This window comes from Reyranella sp. (genome assembly GCF_965279625.1).
Lineage (GTDB): Bacteria > Pseudomonadota > Alphaproteobacteria > Reyranellales > Reyranellaceae > Reyranella.
Map to the genome: position 1 here is coordinate 2,114,475 of NZ_OZ257251.1, position 25,010 is coordinate 2,139,484.

Sequence of the window (25,010 nt, forward strand, 5' to 3'; positions counted from 1 at the left end):
GAAAAAAACATGTTCGATCTGGTCATCAAGGATGCGGAAATCCACGACGGTACGGGCGCCCAGCCCCTCAAGGGCGACCTCGGCGTGAAGGATGGCAGGATCGCCGCCATCGGCCCGAAGCTCGGCGCCGCCCGGGAGACCGTGAAGGCCGACGGGCTGGCGCTGGCGCCGGGCATCATCGACGGCCACACCCATTACGACGCGCAGATCACTTGGGATCCCTTCGTCGATCCCTCGCCGGCACTGGGCGTTACCACGGCGATCCTGGGAAATTGCGGCTTCACCATCGCGCCCTGCAAGCCGGCCGACCGCGATCTCACCATGCGTCATCTGACCCATGTCGAGGGCATGTCGCTCGACGCGCTGCGCGCCGGCATCAACTGGGGCTTCGAGAGCTTCCCGCAATATCTCGACATGCTGGAGAAGAACGGGGTCGGCCCCAATGTCGCCTGCTTCGCCGGCCACTCCGCGATCCGTACCTTCGTGATGGGCGGCGACGCCACCGAGCGCGCAGCCAGTGCGGACGAGGTGACGCGGATGGCCGACCTGGTGCGCGAGGCGATGGCGGCGGGCGCCGTCGGTTTCGCCTCCTCGACCTCGGAAGCGCACAATGGGGAGGGCGGCACGCCGATGCCGTCGCGCCTTGCGGACGACCACGAGCTGCGCACGCTGGTCAAGGCGATGGGCGAGCGCGGAACCGGCGTCTACATGCTGACCAAGGGCCGCACGACCACCATTCCCTATCTCGAGGGACTGGCCGCCGAGTCGAACCGGCCGGTCGTGATCGCCGCGCTGTTCCATTCCAACACGAATCCGGAAGCCGCGTTCACCACGCTCGACCAGGTGAACGATGCCCGCGCCCGCGGCCGCACCCTGGTGGCGCAAACCTCCTGCTGCCCGCTCAGCATGGATTTCACCTTCCACAGCCCCTACCTGTTCGAGAGCATGCAGGCGTGGAAGCCGGCGATGGCCGCGCACGATCCGGCCGAGCTCGCGAAGATCTATCGCGATCCGGCCTGGCGCGCCTCGGTGCGCGAGGAGCTTTTAGCCAAGCGCGGCCGGCTGCTGTTCAACGGCGAATGGGACAAGCTGTTCGTCGTCGAGACGGCGAAGGACGAGAACCGCGCGATGGAAGGCGCCACGCTGGCCCAGCTCGCCAAGGCTGCCGGCAAGGAGCCGCTCGACTTCATCCTCGACTTCGCCCTGTCGGAGAATCTCGACACGATGTTCGTGGCGCAGCTCCTGCACAACGACGACGAAGCGGTGGGCCGCATCCTCGCTGACCCCAACACCCACATCTCGCTGAGCGACGCCGGCGCGCATCTCACCTTCTTCTGTGACGCCGGTTTCGGCCTCCATCTGATGGGCCATTGGAGCCGCGACCTCGGCGTGCTCGACCTGCCGAACGCGGTGCATCGTCTGACGGGTCAGCCGGCAAAGCTGTTCGGCATCCAGGATCGCGGCCTGCTGCGCGAGGGCCTCGCCGCCGACCTGATGCTGTTCGACCCGGCGACGGTGGCGCGCGGCCCGAAGCGCCGCGCCCACGACCTGCCGGCCGGCGCCGCCCGCCTCACCGCTGGCGCGGTCGGCCTGCACGGCGTCTGGATCAACGGCGCGAAGGCTGCCGACGAGACCGGCTTCTGCGCCGACCCGGCTTCGCGGCCCGGCCGGGTGCTGCGTTCGTTTGCTTCCTAGCCTGCGCACCTAACTCGCGGAAACCCTCAAGACATGGCTCGCCGGCGGGCCACCTCGACCAGGGCGCGCGAACTGTCATCGGGTGAGGATTTGTTTCTCTTCACCTGGCCGCACTTCACGCACTTGTGCACGATGATGTAGCGGCCGCGCGCTTGCTCGACCGCGATCGGCTCCATCAGCCCGCCGCAGTCAGCGGCGCGGTCACCGGGGTTCTCGTCCACGTGTTTGCTGCACAGGCAGGACGGGCAATGGTTCGTGAAACCGTTGCCCTGTACGGCGGTGCCGCAACGCTCGCAGGTGAAGTCCTCGATATTGCGCGTGAAGAGACGGGCCATGCCTCGCATTTTCGCATTGCCACCTCCGATCCGCACACGAAAAAGGGCGGGCACCTCTCGGTGCCCACCCCGCTTCCGTCAGAGAGGCGAAGTTAGCGGTAGTAGCCGTCGTTGCGCGGCGTCGTCGCCGCGCCGATCGCTGCGCCACCCAGGCCACCCACCACCGCGCCGGCCACCGGCGAGCCCATGGTGGACCCGACCACGGCGCCCGTACCAGCACCGATTGCGCCGCCGGTGAGGGCACGATCCGTCGGGTTGTTGCCGCATGCGGCGACACCCAGGCCGAGAGCCGCAACGAGAGCGATGTTCGTGAACTTCAGCATGAGAGTCTCCTGCGCGTGAATTGTTAGCGACAGAACGGATAAAGGGTTCCACGGTTGCGTGTACGGAAAGGCGGGCCAGAACGATCACGCTGCGGACACGGCCTCTTCCGAGGGGTCTCTGACGGCCCCATGCAAATAACCGGCAATCGAGGAGATCCCGGCCTACATTCAAGGATGAAGCAACCGGAGCAGCAGGTCTCCGGTCGCAGCCGACGCCACTCGGGGAGAGGGGTTGGAAGGCTGCAACCGGAGGGCCGGACGGTGAGGTCCGGCGTCCCTCTAACGCGCACCGCGCCAGCTGGTTGCTGGCGCGGGCGTCTCAACGTGAACGATCGTCTTACTGGATGACGATTTCGACGCGGCGGTTCTGCGGCTCGCGGACGTTCGGGCCGGTCTGGACCAGCAGGCCCTGCTCGCCACGGCCAACCACCGCGATCGCGGTCGCCGGCACGCCTTCGCGAACCAGGGCGTCCTTGACGGCGTTCGCACGACGCAGCGACAGCGCCATGTTGTAGGCCTCGGTGCCCGATGTGTCGGTGTGACCCGTCGCCGTGATGCGGGCGTTGCCCTTCTGCTTGTAGGAGTCGGCAGCCTGCTTGATCGTGGTCAGGGCCTGGGCCGACAGATTCGCGCGATCCCAGTCGAAGAACACCATGAACGACGGCGGCGCCACCATCGTCGGAGCCGGCGGCGGCGGCGGCGGCGGCGAGACGAACTTGTAGGTCACGCCGGCCAGGGCCAGGATGTTGTTGTTCTGGAAGGTCACATTGCCGAATGGCGTATTGACGCTCGGGTTCGTGGTGCCGACGTAGCGACCTTCGACCGTGAACCGAAGCTGCTCATTCACGTTGTAGGCAACGCCGAGCATGCCCTGATAGGCGAACTGGGTGCTGCCCAGCGAGGAATTGCTGTCGACGAATGCGACACCGGCACCGGCGCCGATGTAAGGCGTGATGACCGAGGTCGGCATGAAGTCGTACAGCAGGTTCGCCATCACGTTGAGCTGGCCGACCTTGCCGTTGATCGCCGTGCCCGGGATGTTGGCCGACGTCGGAATCTGGCCATAGCCGACTTCGAGTTCGAGGCGGGGACCGACGAAATCGTAACCCGCCTTGCCGCCGACCGCCCAGCCAGTCCAGGTGTTCACATTCGAATTGGAACCGATGAACCAGGACGCGCCGCCGCCGGCGCCGATATAGAAGCCTTCCTGCGCGTTGATCGACTGCGCGTGAACCGCCGCCGGCGCCAGAGCCGCGAAGGCCGCTGCTGCAAAGAGTTTCTTCATTCGAATTTCCCCGCTCTTGATGGAACCACGAACAGAAAAACTCGCCCGCCCCGATTTGGTTGCATTGCCGCCCCACTCGCCTCACCGTCTTCACTAGGTGATGCAATTTGGCCACAGTCTATTGTACTGCTCCGAACGGAGGGGCGTGGTTTTACAAGGTGACCGCGAGCTGTTCGAGCCGCATCAGTGCCTCATCCATCTTCTTTTCGTCGCCCGAGCGAATCGCGACAAAGCCAGCTTCCATGGCTTCGCGCCATGTCGGATCCCACGTTGGATGATTCTCCGAGCGCATCGGCATGATGGCGAGTTGATAGATGCGACGCGCGACCAACTCGGCCTTCGTCCAGGCTCCCTGTGCGGCGATCATCGTGCTTTCCTGCGTCGCCACATCCACCTCCCGACCAAGCTTGCGCCGCCTCAACGTCCCGCCTTGCGAAAAGTTCGACCGCCCCGCCTTATCGGGTCGGTTGCCCCGACCGGCTCGTCGACGTGGAATTCACCCGGCCGCGTCCGCCGCGCGTCTCAGCGACGGCCGCGCGGGAACACCTCTACTTCTTTTCGATGTTCCAGAAGACCGGCACGGGCGAGACGACGCTGCCGGTGATATTCTTTCGGATGGCCATCGCGTTGTTGTACTGGCCCAGGAAGGCATGCGTCGGAACCTCGGCGGCGCGGAGCTGGAGCTTCTCGACGATCTCCTTGCGCTTGACCTCGTCCGTCTCGTCGGCGAAGGCGTCACGCAGGCGCGTGATCTCGGCGTCGCACGGCCAGCCGAACCAAGCCTTGTCACAGGCTGCGCTGATGAAGCTGTAGGTCAGCGGATCGAGCGAATCGGCCCCCGACGTGGAGGTGATGAGCACGTTCCAGCCGCCCTTGTCCGGTGCATCCTTCTTGGCGCGGCGCGCGACCAGCGTCTGCCAGTCCATCGACTGCATGTCGACCTTCATGCCGGCCTTCTCCATCAGCGATTTGGCGATCGGCGCCATGTTCGTCAGCACGTAGAGATCGGTCGAATGGAGCAGCACGACCGGCGTGTTGTCGTAGCCGCCCTCGGCCAGGAGCTGCTTGGCCTTGGCGAAGTCGCTCTCGTACTTGTCGGCAAAGCCTGCGGTCGTCTCGTAGGGGCCGCCGCACATGAACATGGCCTTGCAGACCGTGTAGTATTCGGGGTCGCCGATGACACCGTTCAGAAAGTCCGTCTGGTTGAGCGCATAGAGCATCGCCTGCCGGTTCTTGGCATTGTCGAACGGCTTGAAGAGCTGGTTGAAGCGATAGATGTACTGGTTGCCCCACTTGTTGGTGGTCACCAGCGAGACGTTGCGGTCCTTCTTCAGCAGCGGATAGAGGTCGTGCTGCGGCGCCTCGATGACATCGATCTCGCCGGCCTGCAGCGCGTTCACCGCGGTCTGCTGGTCGGGAATGGCGAGCCATTCGACCCGATCGACTTTGGCGATCTTGCCGCCGGCCAGACCCGACGCGGGCTCGGGCCGCGGCTTGTACTTGGGGTTCTTGACGTAGACGGTCTTGTCGCCAGGCTTCCATTCATCGGTCTTGAAGATGAACGGGCCCGATCCAACGAACTCCTTGATCTGGTCCGTACCCGGCGTCTCGGCGATGCGCTTGGGCATGATGAAGGGATTGCCCGACGGCTTTGACAGCGCCTGCAGCACGACGCCCGTGGGCGACTTCAGCACGATCTGGAAGGTCTTGGCATCGACCGCCTTCAGCTCCGCGACCTTCGCCCACAGGATGTTGCCCAGGCTGTCGCGCGACGCCCAGCGCTTCAGCGAGGCGATCACGTCCTCGGTCGTGACCGGCTGGCCGTCATGGAATTCGAGCCCGTCGCGCAGCGTGAAGGTCCAGGTGAGCTTGTCGTCGCTCATCTTCCACGTATCGACCATCTGCGGCTTGATCTTGAGCTCGCCGTCCAGCGCGAACAGCGTGTCGTAGATCATGTAGGCGTGGTTGCGCACGATGAAAGCGGTGGTCCAGATCGGATCGAGGATCTTCAAGTCCGAATGAGCCACGACCCGCAGCGTCGTCGGCTGCTGCGCCATGGCAACGGCCGGCACCGAAAGGCCGACCGCCGCGATCAGTCCAAGAATCTTGTTACGCACGCATGCCTCCTTGTTTGTTGTCCGCAAGGACCATTGCAGCCGCCTTGTCGGCGATCATGATCGTGGGTGTGTTGGTGTTGCCCGACGTGATGGTCGGCATGACCGACGCGTCGACCACGCGGAGCCCCTGCAGACCGATGACCCTCAGCCGCCCGTCGACCACGGCGTGCGGATCCGACGGCAGCCCCATCTTCGCGGTGCCGACGGGGTGGAAGATCGTGGTGCCGATGTCGCCGGCCGCCTTGGCGAGAGATGCATCGTCGTCGCCGACACCGGGGCCGGGCAGATACTCCTCCGGGTGATAGGGCTGCATCGCGGGCTGGCGCATCAGCCGCCGCGTCACGCGGATCGCGTCGGCTGCCACGGTGCGGTCCTCGTAGGTCGCAAGATAGTTGGGCGCGATGACGGGCTTGGCCGACGGATCGGCCGAACGCAGCCTGATCGTGCCGCGCGAAGTCGGGCGCAGGTTGCAGGCACTCACCGTGATCGCCGGGAAGCGATGCAGCGGCTCGCCGAACTTGTCGAGCGACAGAGGCTGCACATGGAACTCGATGTTCGACCTTTCCTGATCCGGGGAAGAGCGCGTGAAGATGCCGAGCTGCGAGGGCGACATGGTAAGCGGCCCCTTCTGCAGCAATGCATATTGCATGCCCATCAACGCCCGGCCGATCAGCGAGTGATAGGTCATGTTGAGCGTCTTCACGCCGTTGACCTTATAGATGGCCCGCTGCTGCAGATGGTCCTGAAGGTTCCGCCCGACGCCGTCGCGCGCGTGCAGCACCGGAATCCCGGCCTCGCCCAGCCAGTCGGGCGCGCCGATGCCGGAAAGCTGCAGGATCTGCGGCGAGCCGACCGCGCCGGCGGCCAGGATGACCTCACCCTTCGCCCTTGCCTCGACCAGGCGGCCGTCCTGGCGATAGAGCACGCCGGTGCAGCGCTTGCCCTCGAACGAAAGCTTCTCGACCAGCACACCGGTTTCCAGCCGGAGGTTCGGCCGCTTCAGCACGGGCTTCAGGAAAGCGCGCGCCGCCGACATGCGCACGCCGCGCTTCTGGTTCACGTGGAAATAGCCGACGCCGGTATTGTCGCCGGTGTTGAAGTCCCCGGTGTGCGGAATGCCCATTTCGTTGGCCGCCTTGATCACCGCGTCGAGGACCTCCCAGCGTACACGCGATTCCTCGACCCGCCATTCGCCGCCGGCACCGTGATGCTCGGTGTCGCCGAGGAAGTGACTGTCGAGCCGGCGGAACACCGGCGCGACGTCGTCCCAGCCCCAACCGGTGAGACCGAGCTGCCGCCAGTGGTCGTAGTCCTGCGCCTGGCCGCGCATCGAGATCATGCCGTTGATGGCCGAGCAGCCGCCGACCACCTTGCCGCGCGGATAGTTCAGCGCGCGGCCGTTGAGCCCCGGCTCCTTCTCGGTCTGGAACATCCAGTCGGCGCGCGGATTGCCGATCGCAAAGAGATAGCCGGCCGGAATGTGGAACCAGATCCAGTTGTCGCGGCCGCCCGCCTCGAGCACGAGGACGCGGTTTCGCGGATCGGCCGAGAGTCGGTTGGCGAGCACACATCCGGCCGAGCCGGCGCCCACGATGATGTAGTCGAAGTCGCCGTCGATTCGGGAAGCAGCGGTGTCAGTCATGGTGCGAGCCGTAGCACACAAGCCGACCCGCGAAACAGTAGGGGCATTGCTCTGCCTTTCAGACGGCGCATAATTCCCTCAGAAAAACCGAAGGGAGCCAAACGCCATGCAATACAAGCGCATTTCGGCCGATAGCCACCTCGACCTGCCGTGGATGCCGCCCGACCTGTTCACCTCGATGGCGCCGCGCGATCTCAAGGAGCGCATGCCCTACGTCACCGACACCGACGACGGGCCGAAGTGGGTGGCGAAGAACGGCGCTTCGTTCGGCTTCAAGAACGGCGTCGGCCCATCCGGCTCGAAGTTCGTGCCCGGCAAGCATGGCCGCGTCGACATCATGGCCGAAACCGGCCTCTATGCCGACGGCGCCAGGGACATCCGCCGCATCTCCGATCCGCACCTGCGCATCAAGGACCTGGACCGCGATGGCGTTGATGCCGAGGTGATCTACGGCATCCTGGGCGCCGCCAGCCGCCTCAATGACCGCGAGGCGGGCAATGAGATGCTGCGCATATACAACGACTGGCTGAAGGATTTCTGCAGCCACTATCCCGACCGTCACATCGGCCTGGCCTGCCTGCCCTACGGCGACATCGACGCCGCCGTCGAGGAGACCTACCGGGTGGCCAAGATGGGCATCAAGGGTCTCGAACTCTCCTGCTCCTGGGACATGGAGCCGATGTGGCATCCGATGTGGGATCCGCTGTGGAAGGCGGTGAACGACGTGCAGCTGCCGTTGCACTTCCACACCTTCCCCAACGTCCCGCCCGGCACCATCGAGAAGTATCCCGGCCGGGTCGGCCGCTCGGTTTTCTTCACCGTGGTCTCCGGCTTTCAGATGAACCTGGTGAACATCCTGGCCGCGATCATGGGCGCCAACGTACTGGAGCGTTTCCCCAACGTCCGCATCGCTTTCGGCGAATCGGGCTGCGGCTGGATCCCCTACGCGCTCGACCGCATGGACTTCGAGTGGGAAGACCGCTTCCACGATCTCGGCATGAAGATGAAGCCGTCGGACTACTGGCGCCGCCAGTGCAAGGCCACGTTCCAGTTCGACCGAATAGGCGCCAAGCTGATCGACGACATGGGCGCGGAGAGCCTGATGTGGGGCTCCGACTACCCTCACGGCGACGGCGTGTGGCCGCACTCCGACAAGTACATCAAGGAACAGTTCGCCGAAGTGCCGGCCGAGCAGGTGAAGATGATCACCTGCACCAATGCCGGCAAGTTCTACGGGCTGATCAATTAGGCTAGCTAAAGAGCGAGGATCCTTTCCTCCCCCGTCAAACGGGGGAGGTGGCCGAAGGCCGGAGGGGGAAAGCCACAGGTCTGATCTCTCGCCGACGGGCACATCTTCGCGTTGCTCTCCCCCTCCCGGCCTCCCCCGTATGACGGGGGAGGAGAAGAATGAGTCAGACGAGATCGCTCTTCGACACGGTGTGCCGGAGGGCGAAGACTTCGCCCTCGGGGGCGTGTCTCTCGCGCGCGGCCTGCGCGGCTTCCACCGACCAGAAGAAGGCGACCAGCGCGCGTTCGATCTGCTGATCGGGCGCGCCGCGCAGTTCCTTTTCAGCCGTCTGCGCCTGGCCGATGTTGGCACGGCCGGAGAGCAGGTCGACGCGGGCCGTTTCCGGCGAGGCGAGCTTGTCGAAGGGCGCGACGTTGCTTGCCTTCATGCGCAAGGTCAGGACGGCCGCGCCGATCCCCTCGCCCCAGCGCTGCTCGACCGCGCAGACTGTGCGCGAGGTGTTGCGGAACTTGGGAAAGAGCGCTCGGCTCATCTCGCTGGGGCTGCGCAGGCGGGCGTAATAGGTCTCGCTCTCGAAGGCGACGGCTTTGTCGGCATCGTAGAACAACAGGTAGCGGCCAGGTCGGGTGAGGCCCTTGAAGCGACTGCCGCGCAGCCAGCCGGGACAGGAGACGCGCTCCTGCAGATGTTCGCGGCTATGCCAATGCTCGAAGAAGGCCTCGTCGGCCGCATCGATGTCGACCCAGATGGCGAGTGCCGCCTTGCCCCCGGTGCTCAATGCCCGCTCGCCCCCTTCTTGTCGGAGGCGATCTTGTCGATGTAGGTCAGCAGCAGGGCCGACACCACGAACGCCATGTGCATGACGACCAGCGCATAGAGCTTGCCGTTGTCGTAGTCGCCGGCTTCGAGAAAGCGCTGGAGCAGGTGGATCGACGAGATCGCCACGATCGAGCTTGCGAGCTTGATCTTCAGCGAACCGGCATCGAGCTTGCCGAACCAGGCGAGCCTGTCGCGTGAACTGTCGACGTCGATGTGGCTGACGAAATTTTCATATCCGGAGATGATCACCATCACGACCAGATTGGCGACCATGATCAGGTCGACCAACGACAGCACGGCCAGCACGAGATCGGCTTCCTCGGCGGTGAGCGCCTTGCGCATCAGTTCCCAGATCTTGAAGGGAAACTTCACGACCACGACGCCCAGCACGAAGACCAGTCCGATGTAGAGCGGCGCCTGTAGCCAGCGGCTGCCCATGACGACACGTTCGACGAAGAGTTCGAGTTTCTTGGCGGGCGTCGTCGTCATCGTCAGCTCTCTCATTTGGTGGCCGAGCAGGCCGTCCTCACGGCCTGCGTGAAAGTGACGATCTCCGCGCGGCGATCGTGGTCGGTCGGCGGCACGTAAGGCGGTTGCGGCAGGGCCGCGAGCGTCACCACCGAGAGATTTTCCTTGCGATAGATGTCGATGCGCTGACCGGCATGGCCAAGTGCGGCCATCACCCCGTCACCCAGCCACCAGCTGTAGCCGTAATGCGTGATGTCGGGGACGACCGGCGCGGGCACCTTGAAAGCAGGCGTCGCCGCCGCGTCGATCCAGCCCTCGGGCAGCACGCGCTTCCCGTCGATGACACCGTCGTTACGCACGAACTCGGCGAAGCGGCCGAAGTCGCGCAGGACCATGCCCGCGCGGCTGCCTCCGATCTCCTGCCCGTCGTCGCTTTCGAGCGTATAGAAGGCGTCGCATTCCATGCCGGCGGGCTGCCAGACCTTCTCCGACATGTAGTCGGCCAAGGGCTTGCCGACGGCGCGAGTAAGCGCGGCGCCTAACAGGAACGTATCGCCGGAATTGTAGAGAAAGGTGCTGCCCGGCGGATGGGCGCGTGGCAGCGAGGCCATCAGCTTCAGCACGCCGTCGGGCACCTTGTCGGCCAGCGACTTGCTGTAGCGGTTCACGTCGGACGTGCGGTCGGGATAGACCTCGGTCCAGCGCACGCCCGAAGACATCGTCATGACATGCCGCAACGTCACGCCTTCATAGGCCGAGCCCCTGAGGGCCGGCAGATAGTCTGTGAGGGGATCGTCGATCGACTTGATGACACCGTCATGAACCGCGGCGCCGACCAGCATCGCCGTCATCGACTTGACGGTCGACATGGTCGACCAGCGATCGTGCTCCTGGAGGCCGAGGCCGTAGCGTTCGAGCACGATCCTGCCGCGATGAATCACCAGGATGCCCACGACCACGTTGCGATCCATGAACGAGGCGATGTCGTGTTCGCGACCGCCGGCGACATAGACCGGCGCGATCTCAGGCCCGCGCGGTAGCTCCCGGGAATGGGAGCCGCGACGGATCGCACGATGGGCGAACAGCTTGTCGACGTTGCGGTAGGCGTAAGGCTGCAAGGACGGCGGGAGGAGCAGGAAATCCTCGCCCCGCGGGAGATGCCGGCGCGGAACGGCCGTGCTCAGGAAAACGCCTTGAAGGTGATCAGGGTGAAAGTGTCCTTCACGCCCGGCAGCGTCTGGATCTCGCTCGTCACGAAATGGCCGATGTCGGTCTTCTCGTCGAGATAGCACTTCATCAGGAGATCGTATTGCCCGGAGGTCGAGTAGACCTCCGAGACCTGCTCGACGGCGACGGCATTGTCGGCAACCTCATAGGCTTTGCCGAGCTCGCACTTCACCATGACGAAAATTGTCTGCATCAACGCCCTCCGCCGCGACGCGGGATTCTAGCGCGTCGGACGGGCGAGGAAAGCCGGCACGTGATCGCCGAGACCGACCGGCGCCGGGCTGTCGTCACGATCACGGCGGTCGGGACGGGGACCGCGATCCGAACGATCGGAACGTTCCGGACGACGCTCTGACCGGGGCTCGCGCGACGGCCTTGCTTCACGCTCGGGACGGGGATCGCGCTCGGGGCGCGCGGCTCGCTCCGGACGGGCCTCACGAGGCGGACGCTCGGCCCGCGGCTCGCGCGGCGGGCGGGCTTCGCGCTCGGGACGCGCTTCACGCGGCGGACGCGCCTCGCTCTCGGGACGAGCTTCCATTTCCGGCCGCGGCTCACGTTCCGCACGCGGCGTAGCCTCAGGACGCGGCTCGCGCGGCGGACGACCGCCGGAGCTGCTGCCGCTGCGGCCACGACTGCTGCTGCTGCTGCTGGAACCACCACGGCCGCGGCCACGGCCGCGACGGCGTCCATCGGATGGTTCGAAGGCCAGCAGTTCCATACCCGGGACTTCGACCCGCGGGATGGTCGTGCCGATCAGCTTCTCGATCGCCTCGACCAGGCCGCCCTCGTCGGGCGAGGCCAGGGTGAAGGAATGACCGGTGTTGCCGGCGCGGCCAGTGCGGCCGATGCGATGGACGTAGTCCTCGGGCGAGAACGGCACGTCGAAATTGAACACATGGCTCATCGCCACGATGTCGAGGCCGCGGGCGGCGACGTCGGAGGCGACCAGGATCTGGATCTCGCCCTGCTTGAACTTCTCCAGCGTCTCCATGCGGGCGGGCTGGCTCATGTCGCCATGCAGCGCCCCGGCATTGAAGCCGTGCTTCTTCAGCGAAGTCTGCAGGATCGCCACGTCGCGCTTGCGGTTGCAGAACACGATCGCGTTCTTGATGTCCTGTTCCTTGATCAGGGCCCGCAGCGCCTCGCGCTTGTCGTCTTCCTGCACGACCACGAGGCCCTGCACGATGTTCTTCGAGGCCGAGGCCGGCGCCGAGACCGTGACTTCCTTCGGATTGCTGAGGAAGCGGTCGGCCAGGCGCTTGATCTCCGGCGGCATGGTGGCCGAGAAGAACAGGGTCTGGCGCAGCGGCGGCAGGGTGGCGACGATGCGCTCGACGTCGGGGATGAAGCCCATGTCGAGCATGCGGTCGGCTTCGTCGATCACCAGGATCTTGACGTCGTTCAGCAGGATGCCGCCGCGCTCGAAATGGTCGAGCAGACGGCCGGGCGTGGCGATCAGCACGTCGGCGCCGCGTTCCAGCGCCCGCTCCTGGTCGGGAAAGCTCACGCCACCGATCAGCAGCGCCATGTTGAGCTTGTGGTTCTTGCCGTAGATTTCGAAGTTTTCGGCCACCTGGGCGGCCAGTTCGCGCGTCGGCTCCAGGATGAGCGAGCGCGGCATGCGCGCCTTGGCGCGGCCTTCCGAGAGAATGTCGATCATCGGGAGGACGAAGGAGGCGGTCTTTCCGGTGCCCGTCTGGGCGCATCCGAGCACATCGCGACCCATCAGGACAATGGGGATGGCCTTTTCCTGGATGAGGGTAGGCGTCGTGTAGCCCTTGTCGGCCACTGCCTGCAGTACCGGGGCGCTCAGCCCCAAACTCTCAAAACTCATTTAATTTCCGTAGTTTAGTCCATTCTTTCCGCTGGACTTGGAGCAGTCTCATAAGGCTCGAGGATCGAGCCGGACCGCTGGGCGGACCCCATATGACCCCTGCACGGGGCCAAGTCAATGCGAGCGGGCGCGGGGCAGCCCGGCGGAAGCGTCAGGCCTTGATCTCGATTTCGACGAAAACGAACTCGAAATCGTTGGGATTTATGACGTCGTGCTCGACCCCGGTCTGGCGGGAATAGGAGACGCCGGCCCGCAGGGGCGCCGGCACGGTCGCCTTGCCGTCGAAGATGTGCAGTTCGCCCGTCGTGATGGGCACCACGACATAGTCGTGATCGTGTCGGTGCCAGCCGGTGTGGCTGCCGGGCGGGAAGCGCCATTCCGTCACGATGACACGGTCGTTTTCGGTCTGGACCGAGGGCTTGGCGAGGGGGCGTTCGGAATGGGTCATGCGCGAAGGCTAATGCCTCGTGCAGCGTTTGTAAGGTGACACGAGGGCGCGGCCTGATATCGTGCATATGCACGCAATTGGAGACCCGCCCTGTCGCACCCCCTTCTCACCGCACCCATCGGCAAGAGCCTGTGGAAGCTGTCGGCCCCCACCACCGCCGTCATGATCGTGCAGACCTTCGTGGCCATTGCCGAGACCTTCATCTTCGGCCGGCTGGGAACCGACGCCCTGGCGGGCTTTGCGCTCGTCTTCCCGCTCATGATGATGATGACCATGATGGCGGCGGGCGGCATGGGCGGCGGCGTGGCGGCCGCCATGGCTCGCACCCTGGGTGCCGGGCGGACCGCAGACGCCCGCGCGCTGGTGCTGCATGCGCTGGTGCTCGGCGCGGCGCTGGCGCTGCTCTTCACTCTGCTCGCCTGGACGGTCGCGCCCTCGCTCTATCGCATGCTGGGCGGCGAAGGGGCCGCGCTCGGCAATGCCCTTACCTACTCCCACGTGCTGTTCACGGGCTCGATCTTCATCTGGGCCAACTTCTTCCTGTCGGCCCTGCTGCGCGGCGGCGGCGACGCGGCCACGCCCGGCCGCTACATGCTGATCTCCTCGCTCGCGCAGGTGCCGCTCTCCTATGTGCTTGCACTCGGTATCGGCGGCTGGCCGGGCCTGGGCATGGCCGGTCCTGCCATCTCCTCACTGCTGACATCGGCGGTCTCGGCCATGTTGCAGGCGCGCGCCCTGTGGAGCGGTAAACTGGGCTTCATCCCGGCAACGACCGGCATTGCCCTGCAAGGCCGGCTGTTCTGGGAGATCCTGCGGGTCGGTCTCATCGCCTCCTTCTCTGCCTTCACCGCCAACCTCACCGCCATGCTGGTCACAGGGCTGGTCGGCCGCTTCGGCATCGCCGCCCTGGCCGGCTACGGCATCGGCGTGCGCCTCGAATTCATGCTGGTGCCTCTGGCCTTCGGCATCGGCTCCGGCCTCACGACGATCGTCGGCGTGGCCGCCGGCGCCAACGACTGGCGACGCGCCGTCCGCGCCGCCTGGATCGGCAGCCTGGTCGCGGGCTTCGGCATCGGCGCCTTCGGCTGGATCGTGGCGCTGTTCCCGGAAGGCTGGGCCCGCCTGTTCACCAACGACCCCGACGTGATTGCCGCCACCGTGGCCTACGTGACGCGCGTCGCGCCCTTCTACTTCGTGTTCGGCATCGGCATGACCTTGTCCTTCGCCAGCCAGGGCGCCGGCCGGATGAAGGCGCCCTTCGCCGCCGGCGTGACGCGCCTGTTCGTGGCCTCGCTGGGCGGCTGGTTCGCCATCGAGCATCTCGGCTGGGGTTTGCCCGGCGTCTTCACAGCCATCGCCGTCGGCATCGTCACCTTCGGCACCCTGATTGCGGGGCCCCTGCTCGTGCACCCCTGGCGCGGAAGAGCGTGATAGGCTCGCTTCCTCACAGGAGGAAGCGATGCAACGGCCTTCGATCATCCGCACCTGGAACCGCAACGCCGCCGACGAGGAAGCCATGGGCGCGGCCCATGCGCCGATCTGGCGGCGCATGATCGACGTTTCGATTCATGAGGACCTGCGCCCGTCGACCGTGCTCGATTACGGCTGCAACCAGGGCGGCTTCCTGCGGATGCTGTACGACCGCCACCCGTTCAAGGCGGCCGTCGGGATCGACATCGCACGCGAGTCGGTGGACCGCGCCGAGCTGCTGAAGGGACATCGTCCGATCGACTACGAGTTGAGCGAGAGTGCGTCCGCGCTCGGCCGGACGTTCGACTTCGCCTTCAGCCACGAAGTTCTCTATCTGTTGCCCGACCTCGCCGCGCACGCCGACGACATCAAGGCGGCGCTGAAGCCGGGCGGGACCTATGTCGCCGCCATGGGCTGCCACAAGGACAGCGCCGTCTGGCCGCGCTGGCGCAAGGTGATCGCCGAAACGTCGTCGATCCCGCTCTACGATCATTCCTTGGACAATGTCGCCAAGGCGTTCAGCGACGCCGGCTTCCATGTCGGCGTGCGCCCCCTCGACCTCGACGCCTTCATGCCGGTGACGGTTGGCAGCGAGTATTTTCCCAAGGTCGTGGACCAGCTGCGCTATTACAGCCAGGACAAGGTCCTGTTCCGCTTCGTGCGCGCTCCCTAGGAGAACCCTCATGGCAATGCCGGCCCTGCCGTTCGTCACCGCCTTCTATGCCGCCCTCACCGGGCTCCTGTGCGTGCTGCTCGCCGCCCTGGTGATCCGTCAGCGCTTCCGGAGCCGCGTCAGCCTCGGCGACGGCGGCGATGCCGCAATGAGCCGCATGAGCCGGGTGTTCGGAAACTTCGCCGAGTATGCCGCGCTGGTGCTGGTCCTGCTGGCACTGATCGAGATCAACGGCGGCTCGCGGGTGCTGGTGCACGCGCTGGGCATCGGCTTCATCGTCGCCCGCCTGGCGCATGCCTTCGGGCTCGCCCGGACGGCGGACACCAATCCCGGCCGCGCGGCCGGCATCGTGCTCACGCTGCTGGTGATCGTCGTGGCATCGTTCGCCCTGCTGGTGATCGTGGCGCGGAAGATCTTCGTCTAGCCGCGCACCCCGAGCTGGCGCAGCGAGCGGTCGATCCAGAGGGCGCCGATCTTTTCCTGCACGGAGTTCTGGCGCAGGCGCTGGCGCAGATTGTTGAAATCGACCAGGTCGAGCCGCTGGTCCTGGTTGAAGCAGGAGAAGACCACCGTCTCCTTGCCGGTCTCCGGATCCCTGTGCAGCTGCAGGCACTGGGCGCAGATCTCCTTCATCATGCATTGCATTGGGGAGTTGATCGAGCCGAAGGCCACGTGCTCGGGCTTGAGGTACGGCTTCAACGCGGCATGCCGCGCCAGGCGCACCGCGTTCATCATGCCGTCGGAGCCGATGGCCACGATGCGATCGGCGGCACTGTAGGGAATCGGCTGGTCGCCGAGTTCGCCCGACGCGTAGAGGCGCATCGCCTCGACGATGTTGGTGACGACCGACTTGTCCTGCGGCCGGCCCGGTGCGAAGCCCGGCGCCTCGTCGCAGCACCAGACGACGACGTCGGCCGCGGCCTCGATCTCCTCGACCTTGTAGCGGTCGATCATGCGCTTGTAGCCGGCGAAGTAGAGCACCTTGCTGCCGGCCTTGCGGAAGGCCTGGCCGATCGAGAACAGCACGGCGTTGCCGAGGCCGCCGCCCACCAGCACGACGGTCTCGCCCGGCTCGATCTCGGTCGGCGCGCCGGTCGGTCCCATGACGATCACCGGCTCGCCCGGCTTCAGCATCGCGCACAGGTCGGACGAGCCGCCCATTTCCAAGGCGATCATCGACAGCAGACCCTTGTCCTTGTCGACCCACGCGCCGGTGAGCGCGAGGCCCTCCATGGTGAGGAGCGTGCCCTCGGCCCGCAGCGAGCGCGCTTCATAGTTCTGCAGGCGATAGAACTGGCCGGGCTCGAAATTGCGAGCGGCCGCCGGCGCCTCGACGATGACTTCGATGATGGTGGGCGTCAGCCGGTCGACGCGGACCACGCGGGCGCGCCACGAACGGTTGGCCTCGTCGAGAATCTCCGCCGGGGTGCGCCGGGCCGGCGGCAGCGCCGTCATCGCCCGCGTCAGCACCGGATAGCCCTGCTTGGCCCCGCCCATCGCCTTCACGACGTTGCCGGCGAACGAGGGATGCAGGTCGCCGAAGAACGACATGAAGCGATCGTCGGCGTGGCGGTACATCAATACGCGCACGTCGCCGGGCTTGCAGACGCGCTCGGGTGTCACGTGATTGCCGGCCTCGTCGAGGGCGCGGAAATACTTGCCGTCGATGAAGGCGTGCGTCGCATCCTCGCGCGCCAGCACCGTGTTGGGCTGCGTGCCCGCGGCGACCAGGATGGTGCGGGCCGGGAGCGTCGCCTCGACCGGGACGCCGTTCTGCTCGCCTGCCACCTTGAGCGCCCTGGCCTGCCCTGCCTCGTCGATCTCGACCGCGACGGGTGACAGGCCTTCGACGAAGCGGATGTCTTCCTCGAGCGCCTTGAGCACTTCCTCGTGGTTCAACGTATAGGACGGCGAATCGATCAGGCGGCGGCGATAGACGAGGGAGACGCCGCCCCAGCCGTTGACCAGCTTGGCGATCGCGGGCTCGCGGCCTTCGCGCGCCGCCTGTTCGCGCTCCGCCCGGATCGCGTGGGCATGAGAGAGGAACTCCTGGGCGATCTCACGCTCCTCGGGAGACCAGTTCGCCCCCACCGCGGCCTCGCCGCGCTCGGCGACCAGCGTCTCGTGGCGGCCGAGGAACTTCTCGACCTGCAGCGGATAGTAGGCCAGCGATTCAGTTGCCGTATCGATCGCGGTCAGGCCGCCGCCGATCACCACGACTGGCAGGCGAATCTGCAGGTTCGCAATGGACTCCTTCTTGGCCGCGCCCGTGAGCTGCAGCGCCATCAGGAAGTCCGACGCCGCGCGCACGCCGCGCGCCAGGCCGTTGGGCAGGTCGAGCACGGTGGGCTTGCCCGCGCCGGCGCAGAGCGCGATGTGGTCGAAGCCCATCGCGAAGGCGCTCTCGACCGTCACCGTGCCACCGAAGCGCACACCGCCGAACATCGAAAACTGCGCGCGCCGCTCCAGCAGCAGCCGCACCATCTTCAGGTAGTTCTTGTCCCAGCGCACCGTGATGCCGTACTCGGCGACGCCGCCGAAGCCCGCCATCGCCCGCTCGCCGAGATTTTCGCGCAAGGTCGCGACGTCCTTCACCGCCGCGAACGGCACGCGCGTGCCGTCCATTGCAACGCCCGACTGCGTCTCGGGCAGAGGCTCGATCTTCAGCCCGTCGATGCCCACCACCGTGTGGCCATCGTTCATCAGGTGATGCGCCAGGTTGAAGCCCGCGGGACCGAGGCCGACGACCAGCACGGTGCGTCCCGTGGAGGGACGCGGGACCGGGCGGCGCAGGTTGAGCGGATTCCAGCGCGTCAGCAGCGAGTAGATCTCGAAGCCCCAGGGCAGGCCCAGCACGTCCTTCAGGGTGCGGGTCTCGATCTGCGGGATGTCGACCGGTTCCTGCTTCTGATAGATGCAGGCCTTCATGCAGTCGTTGCAGATGCGGTGGCCGGTGGCCGCCAGCAGCGGATTGTCGACCGCCGCCATCGCCAGCGCGCCGATGGAGAAGCCCTCGCTCTTCAGCAGGTTCATCTCCGAGATCTTCTCTTCGAGCGGACAGCCCGCGAGCGTCACACCGAACGGCGACTTCTGGAACGCGCCGGTCTTGCGATCCCGCAGCCCGCGCGAGCAGCTGTCCTTGCCCTGGTTGTGGCACCAGATGCAGTAATTGGCGTGGTCGAGCGCGCGCACGAGGTCGAAGCCCTGGTCGGTCAGGGCAAAACCCTCGCGATGGCGCAGCAGCGGCCGCGGCAGCTTCATGCGCGTGACGCCGTCGACGATCTCGGTCTCGATCGGAACGAGATGCTCGAAATCGAGCTTGTGTGGCACCTTGAACAGCGGCCCGTCCTGATGCCGCTTCTTGCCCTCGGGATGGTGCAGCGCCCAGGCGGCGTAGCGCGTCAGGGCCTCGACCTCGGGCGTCGGCGTCTCGACCTTGAACTCGGCCCCGATCAGATCCCGAACCGCGAGCGCGAAAGCCAGTTCCCAGGCTTCGAGCCCGGCGTCGAACGAGACGGGAAGGTTCACCGCGGCCGTGACGGCGGCTCCGTCCAGGGCCTGCGCGGCCTCGGGCTTGAGGGTGCGGGTGACGTAGCGCTGAACGAACAGGCGCTTGCAATCGTAGAGCGGCGCGAGGCGCCTGTGGCGGGCGCGCAGTTCGCCCGCTTCGAGGGCGACCCCGAACAGCGCCGCGACGAAATCCTCGAGCGGGCGGGCCAGTTCGATCAGCAGATTGGACTCGTCCTTGGCGGCCATCGCGTCCGGCGCGGCGCGCGCCGCCATCAGGCGGGCATGGACGTCGACGTTCGCATCCTTCAGCCACTCGACGAAGGCGGCGTCCAATCCGACCAGCCCTTCGCGATCGTAGAAGTCACTGAAGCTCGACCCGAAGGTGACCGGCGGGGCCAGCGGGGACGCATGCATTGCGATGTTCCGGAACGATGGATGAAAATTGTTCGTATGCGAACCGTTAAACAAGCCGGACGGCGAGCGCAAGACACCCTGACGACGCCGTCCTTCGCGACATTTATGCCTGATGACGGCGGCCCCCGCTTCCCCCATGTTCCGGCGGCCATGCAGCAAGTTCCCGCCTCCGTGCGCCAGTGGCTGATCGTCGTCGCCGGCATGATTTTCTTCATGATCGTGATCGGCGCGCTGACGCGGCTCACCGAATCGGGCCTGTCGATGGTTGAATGGCGGCCGGTCACCGGCTGGCTGCCGCCGCTCTCCGATGCCGGTTGGCTGGCGGAGCTGCAGAAGTACCTGTCCTCGCCGCAGGGCCGCCTGGTGAACCGCGACTTCACGGTGCCCGAGTTTCGCGAGATCTTCTGGCTGGAGTACATCCACCGCCTGTGGGGCCGGCTCATCGGGCTCGTCTTCGCCCTGCCGCTGGCCTGGTTCTGGTGGCGCGGCGCCCTCACCCCGTATCTGAAGCCGCGCCTGTTCTCGCTGCTCGTGCTGGGCGGCCTGCAGGGTGCGCTGGGCTGGGCAATGGTGGCCTCGGGTCTCGTCGACCGGCCTTCGGTCAGCCACTACCGCCTCGCCGCGCACCTCCTGCTCGCGATCGTCCTCTACGCCTACACGGTCTGGCTGATCCTCGAACTCAGTCCGCGGCCGGTCCGCCGCGACGACCGCAAGACCGCGCGCAAGTCGACGGCGCTGATCGCCTTCCTGCTGATCGTGCTGGTCTGGGGCGCCTTCATGGCCGGCCTGCGCGCCGGCACCGCGCACAGCACCTTCCCCGACATGTCGGGCTACTGGATCCCGCCCGGACTGTTCGACCTCTCACCGTGGTGGATCAACTCCTTCGAGAACGGCACGACTATCCAGTTCGTCCACCGTTGGCTGGCGAAGCTGCTGGTGCTGGGCGTGCTGGTCATGGCCTGGCGGGCGCCGCGCTCCGAGACGCTGGCGGCGGCAGGCATGGCCTTCGTGCAGCTCGGCCTCGGGATCGCCACCATCCTGAGCGGCGTCAGCATCCCCATCGCGACGATGCATCAGGCCGGCGCCGTGCTTCTCCTGACGACGCTGCTCGTCGTGCGCCACCGCGCCCGGGCGTAGCTCAGGCCAGGCGGCCGACGTGCCGCCACCAGGCAGCGGGAAGCAGCGAAGCCGCGCGCTGAGCCTCCTCGTCGGATCCGTACAGGGCAAAGCAGGTGGCCCCGCTCCCGCTCATCGCGACATGGGCCGCGCCGTCGCTGTGCCGCAGCCGATCCAGGACGGCGGCCACCTCCGGCCGCAGCGAAATCGCCGCGTCCGTCAGGTCGTTGCCGCGCCGCGCGAGTTCCTGAGCGAAGTCCGAAAGATTGCGCCACCCATCGTCGATCGGCCTCGGCGGGGAGAAACCTCCCTGTCTGGCACGGAAGACGGCGGGCGTGGGCAGTGCGACGCCGGGATTGACCAGCAGGATGGCGCAGGCCGGCAAGGCAGGCACGCGGGCGAGGCGCTCGCCAATGCCCGTGGCCAGGGCCGGCCGTCCGGCAAGGCACATCAGCACGTCGGCACCGAGCGTGGCGGCCAGGTCGAAAAGCTCCTCCGGGGGCATGGCCACGCGCCACAGGTCGACCAGTGCGAGGAGGGTCGCGGCGGCATCGGCCGAGCCGCCCCCCAGTCCGGCCGCCACGGGAATGCGCTTGGTGAGACGCAGCGCAGCGCGCGGCGCCAGTCCGGCGCGTCCCGCCAGCAGGCGCGCCGCCTTCAGCACGAGATTGTCCGAATCCCCGTCGAGCGCGGACGCTTCAGGCCCCACCACCTCCAGCGACAAATCCGACGCGGGCGTGACTTCGATATCGTCGGCGAGATCGGTGAAGGCCACCAGCGAATCGAGCAGGTGAAAGCCGTCGGCGCGGCGTCCGACGACGTTCAGCCAGAGATTGACCTTGGCCCGCGCGAGCGACACCCCGCGATCAGCCGCCCTGCTTGCTGTCGGCCGCCTTCTCGTAGACGGTCGGCTTGTCGTTCGACGAGTTCAGGCCGTTGGCGATCTTGTCCTGGATGATCGGCAGACGGTCCTTGTCGGGCTTCTGATGCAGCGCGCGCTCCCACTGGAAGCGTGCCTCGCGACGGCGGCCGACATGCCAGTAGGCGTCGGCCAGATGATCGGTGATCGTCGAGTCGTCGCCCTTCTGCTCGGTCGCACGCTCCAGCCATTCCACGGCCTTCTCGAACTGGCCGAGCCGGTAATAGGCCCAGCCCACACTGTCGGTGATGGAGCCGTCGTCCGGCCGCAGCTCGGTCGCGCGCTCCAGCATCTTCATGCCTTCCTGCAGGTGCAGGCCTTGGTCGATCCAGCTGTAGCCGAGATAGTTCAGCACGTAGGGCTGCTCGGGCGACAGTTCGAGCGCCTTCTTCATGTCGGCTTCGGCCTTGGGCCAGTTCTTGACGCGCTCAAGGACGATGCCGCGGCCGAAATAGACCTGCCAGTGGCGTTCGTCGGGCTTGCCGAGGCGGGAGATCGCTGTGTCGTAGGCGGCCACCGCCTCGGGAAAGCGATCCTTGCCGCGCAGCAGGTCGGCCAGGGTCAGAGCCGCGTCGATACGGTCGGGCTTCTCGGCCACCAGCGTCCTGAGACGCGCGACGGCCTGGTCGAACTTGTCTTCCTGGGCATCGAGTGCCGCCGTCCGCAGCCTTGCCTGCCAGTAGAGCGGCGAGTTCGCGCCGATCTTGCCGAGGGCGGCGATCGCCTTGGGGACCTGCCCGAACTGCTCGTAGACGCCGGCGATCATCAGCCAGGCGAAATCCTGCTCGGGCTTCAGCGCAGTGGCGAGCTGATAGAAGATCAGAGCAAGGTCGGTGCGCTGATTGCGCGGGTCGGCCGCGAGGATGCCGCCGATGTCGAACAGGATGTCGGCGATCCCCGAGGCCGGCGACGGCGGCTTGGGCATCGGGGCGTTGGGGCCCATCAGGCCATCCATGACGACGGAGTCGCTATAACGCGCGCCGTAAGTCTTCAGGATCTCGCGCGCTTCGTCGCCCTTGCCAAGCCGCCGCAGTCCTTCGGCCACCGCGATCGTGGTGCGCAGACCGTTGCGGTCGAGCGATATGGCGCGCCGATACTTCGCCTCGGCGGCTTCCTTGTCGCCCGCCATCTCGTCGATCTGGGCCTCGATCACCAGCGCCGGCGCTTCGGCGCGCTCGCCTGCCGCGGGCTTCAGGCGCGACAGGAACGAACGAGCCGCCGCGAAGTCCTTGTCGCCGGCCTTCAGCCACGCCATCACATATTCGCGCAGCGCCCCCAGCTGGTTCTCGGCGCCGATCTGCGTGAGCTGGCGCTCCGCCGCCTTGTAGTCCGCCTTCTTGACCGACTCGATCGCCATCACGAGGTTGGCGAAACCGTCCCCTGGGCGGGTTGCCAGCACCGCGGGCGCAAGCTCGGCGGCGGAATCGATGCGGCCCGCATACATGCGCAGGCGGAACACGGCATAGATCAGTTCCGGATCGAGCGGCGTCAGCGCCAGGGCCTGATCCATCTGCTCGGCCGCTGCTTCATAATCGTGATCCTGCTCGCCCACACGGGCAGCGAGGTAGCGACCCTGCAGCGAGATCGGAGCCAGGCGCTGCCCCGGCTGGACGGCCGGCGGCCGGGTCGTCGGCGCGCGGGCGCCGCCTTGCGGGGCCGAGCCCTGCTGGGCCTGGCCGGGGAGAGGAAGAGCGAACAGCAGCGCTGCCGAAAGCAGCGCAAAGGGGGTGCGGTTCATACGGCTCACATGTTGGGGTAATTCGGACCGCCGCCACCTTCGGGCACGGTCCAATCGATGTTCTGCGCGGGATCCTTGATGTCGCACGTCTTGCAGTGCACGCAGTTCTGCGCGTTGATCTGGAAGCGCGGCTGGCCGTTGTCGGCGGTCACGACCTCGTAGACTCCGGCCGGGCAGTAGCGCTGCGCGGGCTCGGCATAGAGCGGCAGGTTCACGGCGATCGGGATCGACGGATCGCGCAGCTTCAGATGAACCGGCTGGTCCTCCTCATGGTTGGTGTTCGACAGGAACACCGAGGACAGCTTGTCGAACGAGATCACGCCGTCGGGCTTGGGATACTGGATCGGCTGGAACTCGCTGGCCGGCCGCAGCGTCTCATGGTCGGCCTTGTGGTGGCGCAAGGTCCACGGCACGCGCAGCCCGAGATCGTGCAGCCACATGTCCATGCCGCCATAGAGGGTGCCGAGCGTGGTGCCCCACTTCAGCGCGGGCTTCACGTTGCGCACCTTGTCGAGGTCCTTCCAGACCCATGACGCCTTCAGCTTCACCGGATAGGCGATCAGCTCGTCGCCGCCGGTCTTGCCGCCGGCCAGCGCCTCGAAGGCCGCTTCGGCGGCGAGCATGCCGCTCTTGACCGCATTATGGCTGCCCTTGATGCGCGGCACGTTGACGAAGCCGGCCGAGCAGCCGATCAGCGCACCGCCCGGGAAGGTGAGCTTCGGAATCGACTGCAGCCCGCCTTCGTTGATGGCGCGCGAGCCGTAGACCAGCCGCTTGCCGCCCTTGAGATACTTGGCGACGTCGGGATGGGTCTTGAAGCGCTGGAACTCGTCGAACGGCGAGAGATACGGGTTCTCGTAGCTGAGATGCACCACGAGGCCGATGGCGACCAGATTGTCGCCGAAATGGTACATGAACGAACCGCCCGAGCTGTTCGTCTCCGACAGCGGCCAGCCCTGCGAGTGGACCACGAGGCCCTTGCGGAAATTGGCGGGATCGACCTGCCACAGTTCCTTGATGCCGATGCCGAACTTCTGCGGATCGACGCCGTCGCGCAGGTCGAACTTCGCCATCAGCTGCTTGGCGAGCGAGCCGCGGACGCCTTCGCCGATCAGCGTGTACTTGGCGTGCAGCTCCATGCCGGGCGTGTAGCTGTCCTTGTGCTTGCCGTCCTTGCCGACGCCCATGTCGCCGGTCGCGACACCCTTCACCGAACCGTCCTCGTGGTAGAGCACCTCGGCGGCGGCGAAGCCCGGATAGATCTCGACGCCCAGCTCCTCGGCCTGCTGGCCGAGCCAGCGGCAGACCTCGCCCAGGCTGACGATGTAGTTGCCGTGGTTGTTCATCAGCCGCGGCAGCAGGAAATTGGGGAAGCGGTAGGAGCCGCTCTTGGTCAGGAACAGGAACTGGTCGTCGGTGACCTGGGTCTCGAGCGGTGCGCCCTTTTCCTTCCAGTCGGGAATGAGCTCGTTGAGGCCGATCGGGTCGACCACGGCGCCCGACAGGATGTGGGCGCCCAGCTCGGAGCCCTTTTCCAGCACGCAGACGGAGACTTCGTGATTGCGCTGGGCGGCGAGCTGCTTCAGGCGAATCGCCGCCGACAGTCCGGCCGGACCGCCGCCCACGATCACCACGTCGTATTCCATCGCCTCGCGCGTCATGCTGTATCGCCCTGCAATTCCATTTTCCCGGTGGACGCGCGCCTGTCGGACGGCAATCCTTTGATTT

The 25,010-nt window shown here is 66.3% G+C and carries 22 protein-coding genes; 6 read left to right on the top strand and 16 right to left on the bottom strand.

All coding sequences use genetic code 11. The features are described 5' to 3' along the window. Window positions 1–9: 9 nt before the first annotated feature. Window positions 10–1,695, top strand: coding sequence for an N-acyl-D-amino-acid deacylase family protein (locus tag ACQY78_RS10300; protein ID WP_428685259.1), 1,686 nt, complete (start codon window positions 10–12; stop codon window positions 1,693–1,695). A 26-nt stretch (window positions 1,696–1,721) separates the two neighbouring features. On the opposite strand, the gene ACQY78_RS10305 is transcribed toward ACQY78_RS10300, so the two are convergent. From ACQY78_RS10305 to ACQY78_RS10330, 6 genes are all read right to left on the bottom strand, one after another. Next, a complete protein-coding gene (locus tag ACQY78_RS10305) occupies window positions 1,722–2,030 on the bottom strand; it encodes an RNHCP domain-containing protein (protein WP_428685261.1) in 309 nt (102 codons plus the stop codon). Between the two features lie 92 nt (window positions 2,031–2,122). Further along, on the bottom strand, window positions 2,123–2,353 hold the full coding sequence (locus ACQY78_RS10310; protein ID WP_428685263.1) for a bacteriocin: 231 nt from the start codon (window positions 2,351–2,353) through the stop codon (window positions 2,123–2,125). A 337-nt stretch (window positions 2,354–2,690) separates the two neighbouring features. After that, window positions 2,691–3,638: an OmpA family protein gene (locus ACQY78_RS10315; protein WP_428685265.1), complete on the bottom strand. Its 948-nt coding sequence runs from the start codon at window positions 3,636–3,638 to the stop codon at window positions 2,691–2,693. Window positions 3,639–3,789: 151 nt separating this feature from the next. Then, window positions 3,790–4,005 (bottom strand): hypothetical protein, encoded by a 216-nt coding sequence (locus ACQY78_RS10320; RefSeq protein WP_428685267.1) that lies wholly within the window; start codon window positions 4,003–4,005, stop codon window positions 3,790–3,792. Between the two features lie 181 nt (window positions 4,006–4,186). Then, window positions 4,187–5,755 (bottom strand): ABC transporter substrate-binding protein, encoded by a 1,569-nt coding sequence (locus ACQY78_RS10325; protein ID WP_428685269.1) that lies wholly within the window; start codon window positions 5,753–5,755, stop codon window positions 4,187–4,189. Beyond that, complete coding sequence (locus ACQY78_RS10330; protein ID WP_428685271.1) at window positions 5,748–7,397, bottom strand: GMC family oxidoreductase; 1,650 nt, start codon at window positions 7,395–7,397, stop codon at window positions 5,748–5,750. Before ACQY78_RS10330 ends, ACQY78_RS10325 begins: the two co-directional genes overlap by 8 nt. Before the next feature lie 106 nt (window positions 7,398–7,503). Between ACQY78_RS10330 and ACQY78_RS10335 the strand changes: the two genes are divergently transcribed. Continuing rightward, complete coding sequence (locus ACQY78_RS10335; RefSeq protein ID WP_428685273.1) at window positions 7,504–8,646, top strand: amidohydrolase family protein; 1,143 nt, start codon at window positions 7,504–7,506, stop codon at window positions 8,644–8,646. 163 nt (window positions 8,647–8,809) lie between these two features. On the opposite strand, the gene ACQY78_RS10340 is transcribed toward ACQY78_RS10335, so the two are convergent. From ACQY78_RS10340 to ACQY78_RS10365, 6 genes are all read right to left on the bottom strand, one after another. Beyond that, complete coding sequence (locus ACQY78_RS10340; protein ID WP_428685275.1) at window positions 8,810–9,424, bottom strand: hypothetical protein; 615 nt, start codon at window positions 9,422–9,424, stop codon at window positions 8,810–8,812. Next, on the bottom strand, window positions 9,421–9,954 hold the full coding sequence (locus ACQY78_RS10345) for a TIGR00645 family protein (RefSeq protein WP_428685276.1): 534 nt from the start codon (window positions 9,952–9,954) through the stop codon (window positions 9,421–9,423). The genes ACQY78_RS10340 and ACQY78_RS10345 overlap by 4 nt, the downstream gene beginning before the upstream one ends. An 11-nt stretch (window positions 9,955–9,965) precedes the next feature. Beyond that, window positions 9,966–11,051, bottom strand: a complete 1,086-nt coding sequence (locus ACQY78_RS10350) for a serine hydrolase domain-containing protein (protein ID WP_428685278.1) — start codon at window positions 11,049–11,051, stop codon at window positions 9,966–9,968. A 62-nt stretch (window positions 11,052–11,113) separates the two neighbouring features. Next, complete coding sequence (locus ACQY78_RS10355; protein WP_425067410.1) at window positions 11,114–11,353, bottom strand: Lrp/AsnC ligand binding domain-containing protein; 240 nt, start codon at window positions 11,351–11,353, stop codon at window positions 11,114–11,116. 27 nt (window positions 11,354–11,380) lie between these two features. Continuing rightward, window positions 11,381–12,994: a DEAD/DEAH box helicase gene (locus ACQY78_RS10360; protein WP_428685281.1), complete on the bottom strand. Its 1,614-nt coding sequence runs from the start codon at window positions 12,992–12,994 to the stop codon at window positions 11,381–11,383. Window positions 12,995–13,145: 151 nt separating this feature from the next. Continuing rightward, a complete protein-coding gene (locus tag ACQY78_RS10365; RefSeq protein ID WP_425067412.1) occupies window positions 13,146–13,442 on the bottom strand; it encodes a cupin domain-containing protein in 297 nt (98 codons plus the stop codon). A gap of 138 nt (window positions 13,443–13,580) precedes the next feature. On the opposite strand from ACQY78_RS10365, the gene ACQY78_RS10370 reads away from it, so the two are divergent. The 3 genes from ACQY78_RS10370 to ACQY78_RS10380 are packed head-to-tail and all read left to right on the top strand — an operon-like array spanning window position 13,581 to window position 16,009. Then, window positions 13,581–14,873: an MATE family efflux transporter gene (locus ACQY78_RS10370; RefSeq protein ID WP_428686354.1), complete on the top strand. Its 1,293-nt coding sequence runs from the start codon at window positions 13,581–13,583 to the stop codon at window positions 14,871–14,873. Window positions 14,874–14,901: 28 nt separating this feature from the next. Then, entirely contained in the window at window positions 14,902–15,585 is a 684-nt protein-coding gene (locus tag ACQY78_RS10375) for a class I SAM-dependent methyltransferase (protein ID WP_428685283.1), read from the top strand. 10 nt (window positions 15,586–15,595) lie between these two features. Further along, window positions 15,596–16,009 (top strand): MAPEG family protein, encoded by a 414-nt coding sequence (locus tag ACQY78_RS10380; protein ID WP_428685285.1) that lies wholly within the window; start codon window positions 15,596–15,598, stop codon window positions 16,007–16,009. On the opposite strand, the gene ACQY78_RS10385 is transcribed toward ACQY78_RS10380, so the two are convergent. Further along, window positions 16,006–19,509, bottom strand: coding sequence for an FAD-dependent oxidoreductase (locus ACQY78_RS10385; RefSeq protein ID WP_428685287.1), 3,504 nt, complete (start codon window positions 19,507–19,509; stop codon window positions 16,006–16,008). The two genes, ACQY78_RS10380 and ACQY78_RS10385, sit on opposite strands and share 4 nt — an antisense overlap. A gap of 150 nt (window positions 19,510–19,659) precedes the next feature. Here ACQY78_RS10385 and ACQY78_RS10390 point away from each other — a divergent pair, with 150 nt between their 5' ends. Further along, window positions 19,660–20,646, top strand: coding sequence for a COX15/CtaA family protein (locus ACQY78_RS10390; RefSeq protein WP_428685289.1), 987 nt, complete (start codon window positions 19,660–19,662; stop codon window positions 20,644–20,646). 1 nt (window position 20,647) lies between these two features. Here the strand turns inward: ACQY78_RS10390 and ACQY78_RS10395 are convergent, their stop codons facing one another. Genes ACQY78_RS10395 through ACQY78_RS10405 form a run of 3 tightly spaced genes read right to left on the bottom strand, consistent with a single transcriptional unit; the run spans window position 20,648 to window position 24,943 of the window. Next, window positions 20,648–21,484 carry a 4-(cytidine 5'-diphospho)-2-C-methyl-D-erythritol kinase gene (locus tag ACQY78_RS10395; RefSeq protein ID WP_428685291.1) on the bottom strand — a complete coding sequence of 279 codons (837 nt, stop codon included), beginning with the start codon at window positions 21,482–21,484 and terminating at the stop codon, window positions 20,648–20,650. A gap of 7 nt (window positions 21,485–21,491) precedes the next feature. Next, complete coding sequence (locus ACQY78_RS10400; protein WP_428685293.1) at window positions 21,492–23,282, bottom strand: tetratricopeptide repeat protein; 1,791 nt, start codon at window positions 23,280–23,282, stop codon at window positions 21,492–21,494. Between the two features lie 5 nt (window positions 23,283–23,287). After that, a complete protein-coding gene (locus ACQY78_RS10405; RefSeq protein WP_428685295.1) occupies window positions 23,288–24,943 on the bottom strand; it encodes an electron transfer flavoprotein-ubiquinone oxidoreductase in 1,656 nt (551 codons plus the stop codon). Window positions 24,944–25,010 lie beyond the last annotated feature (67 nt).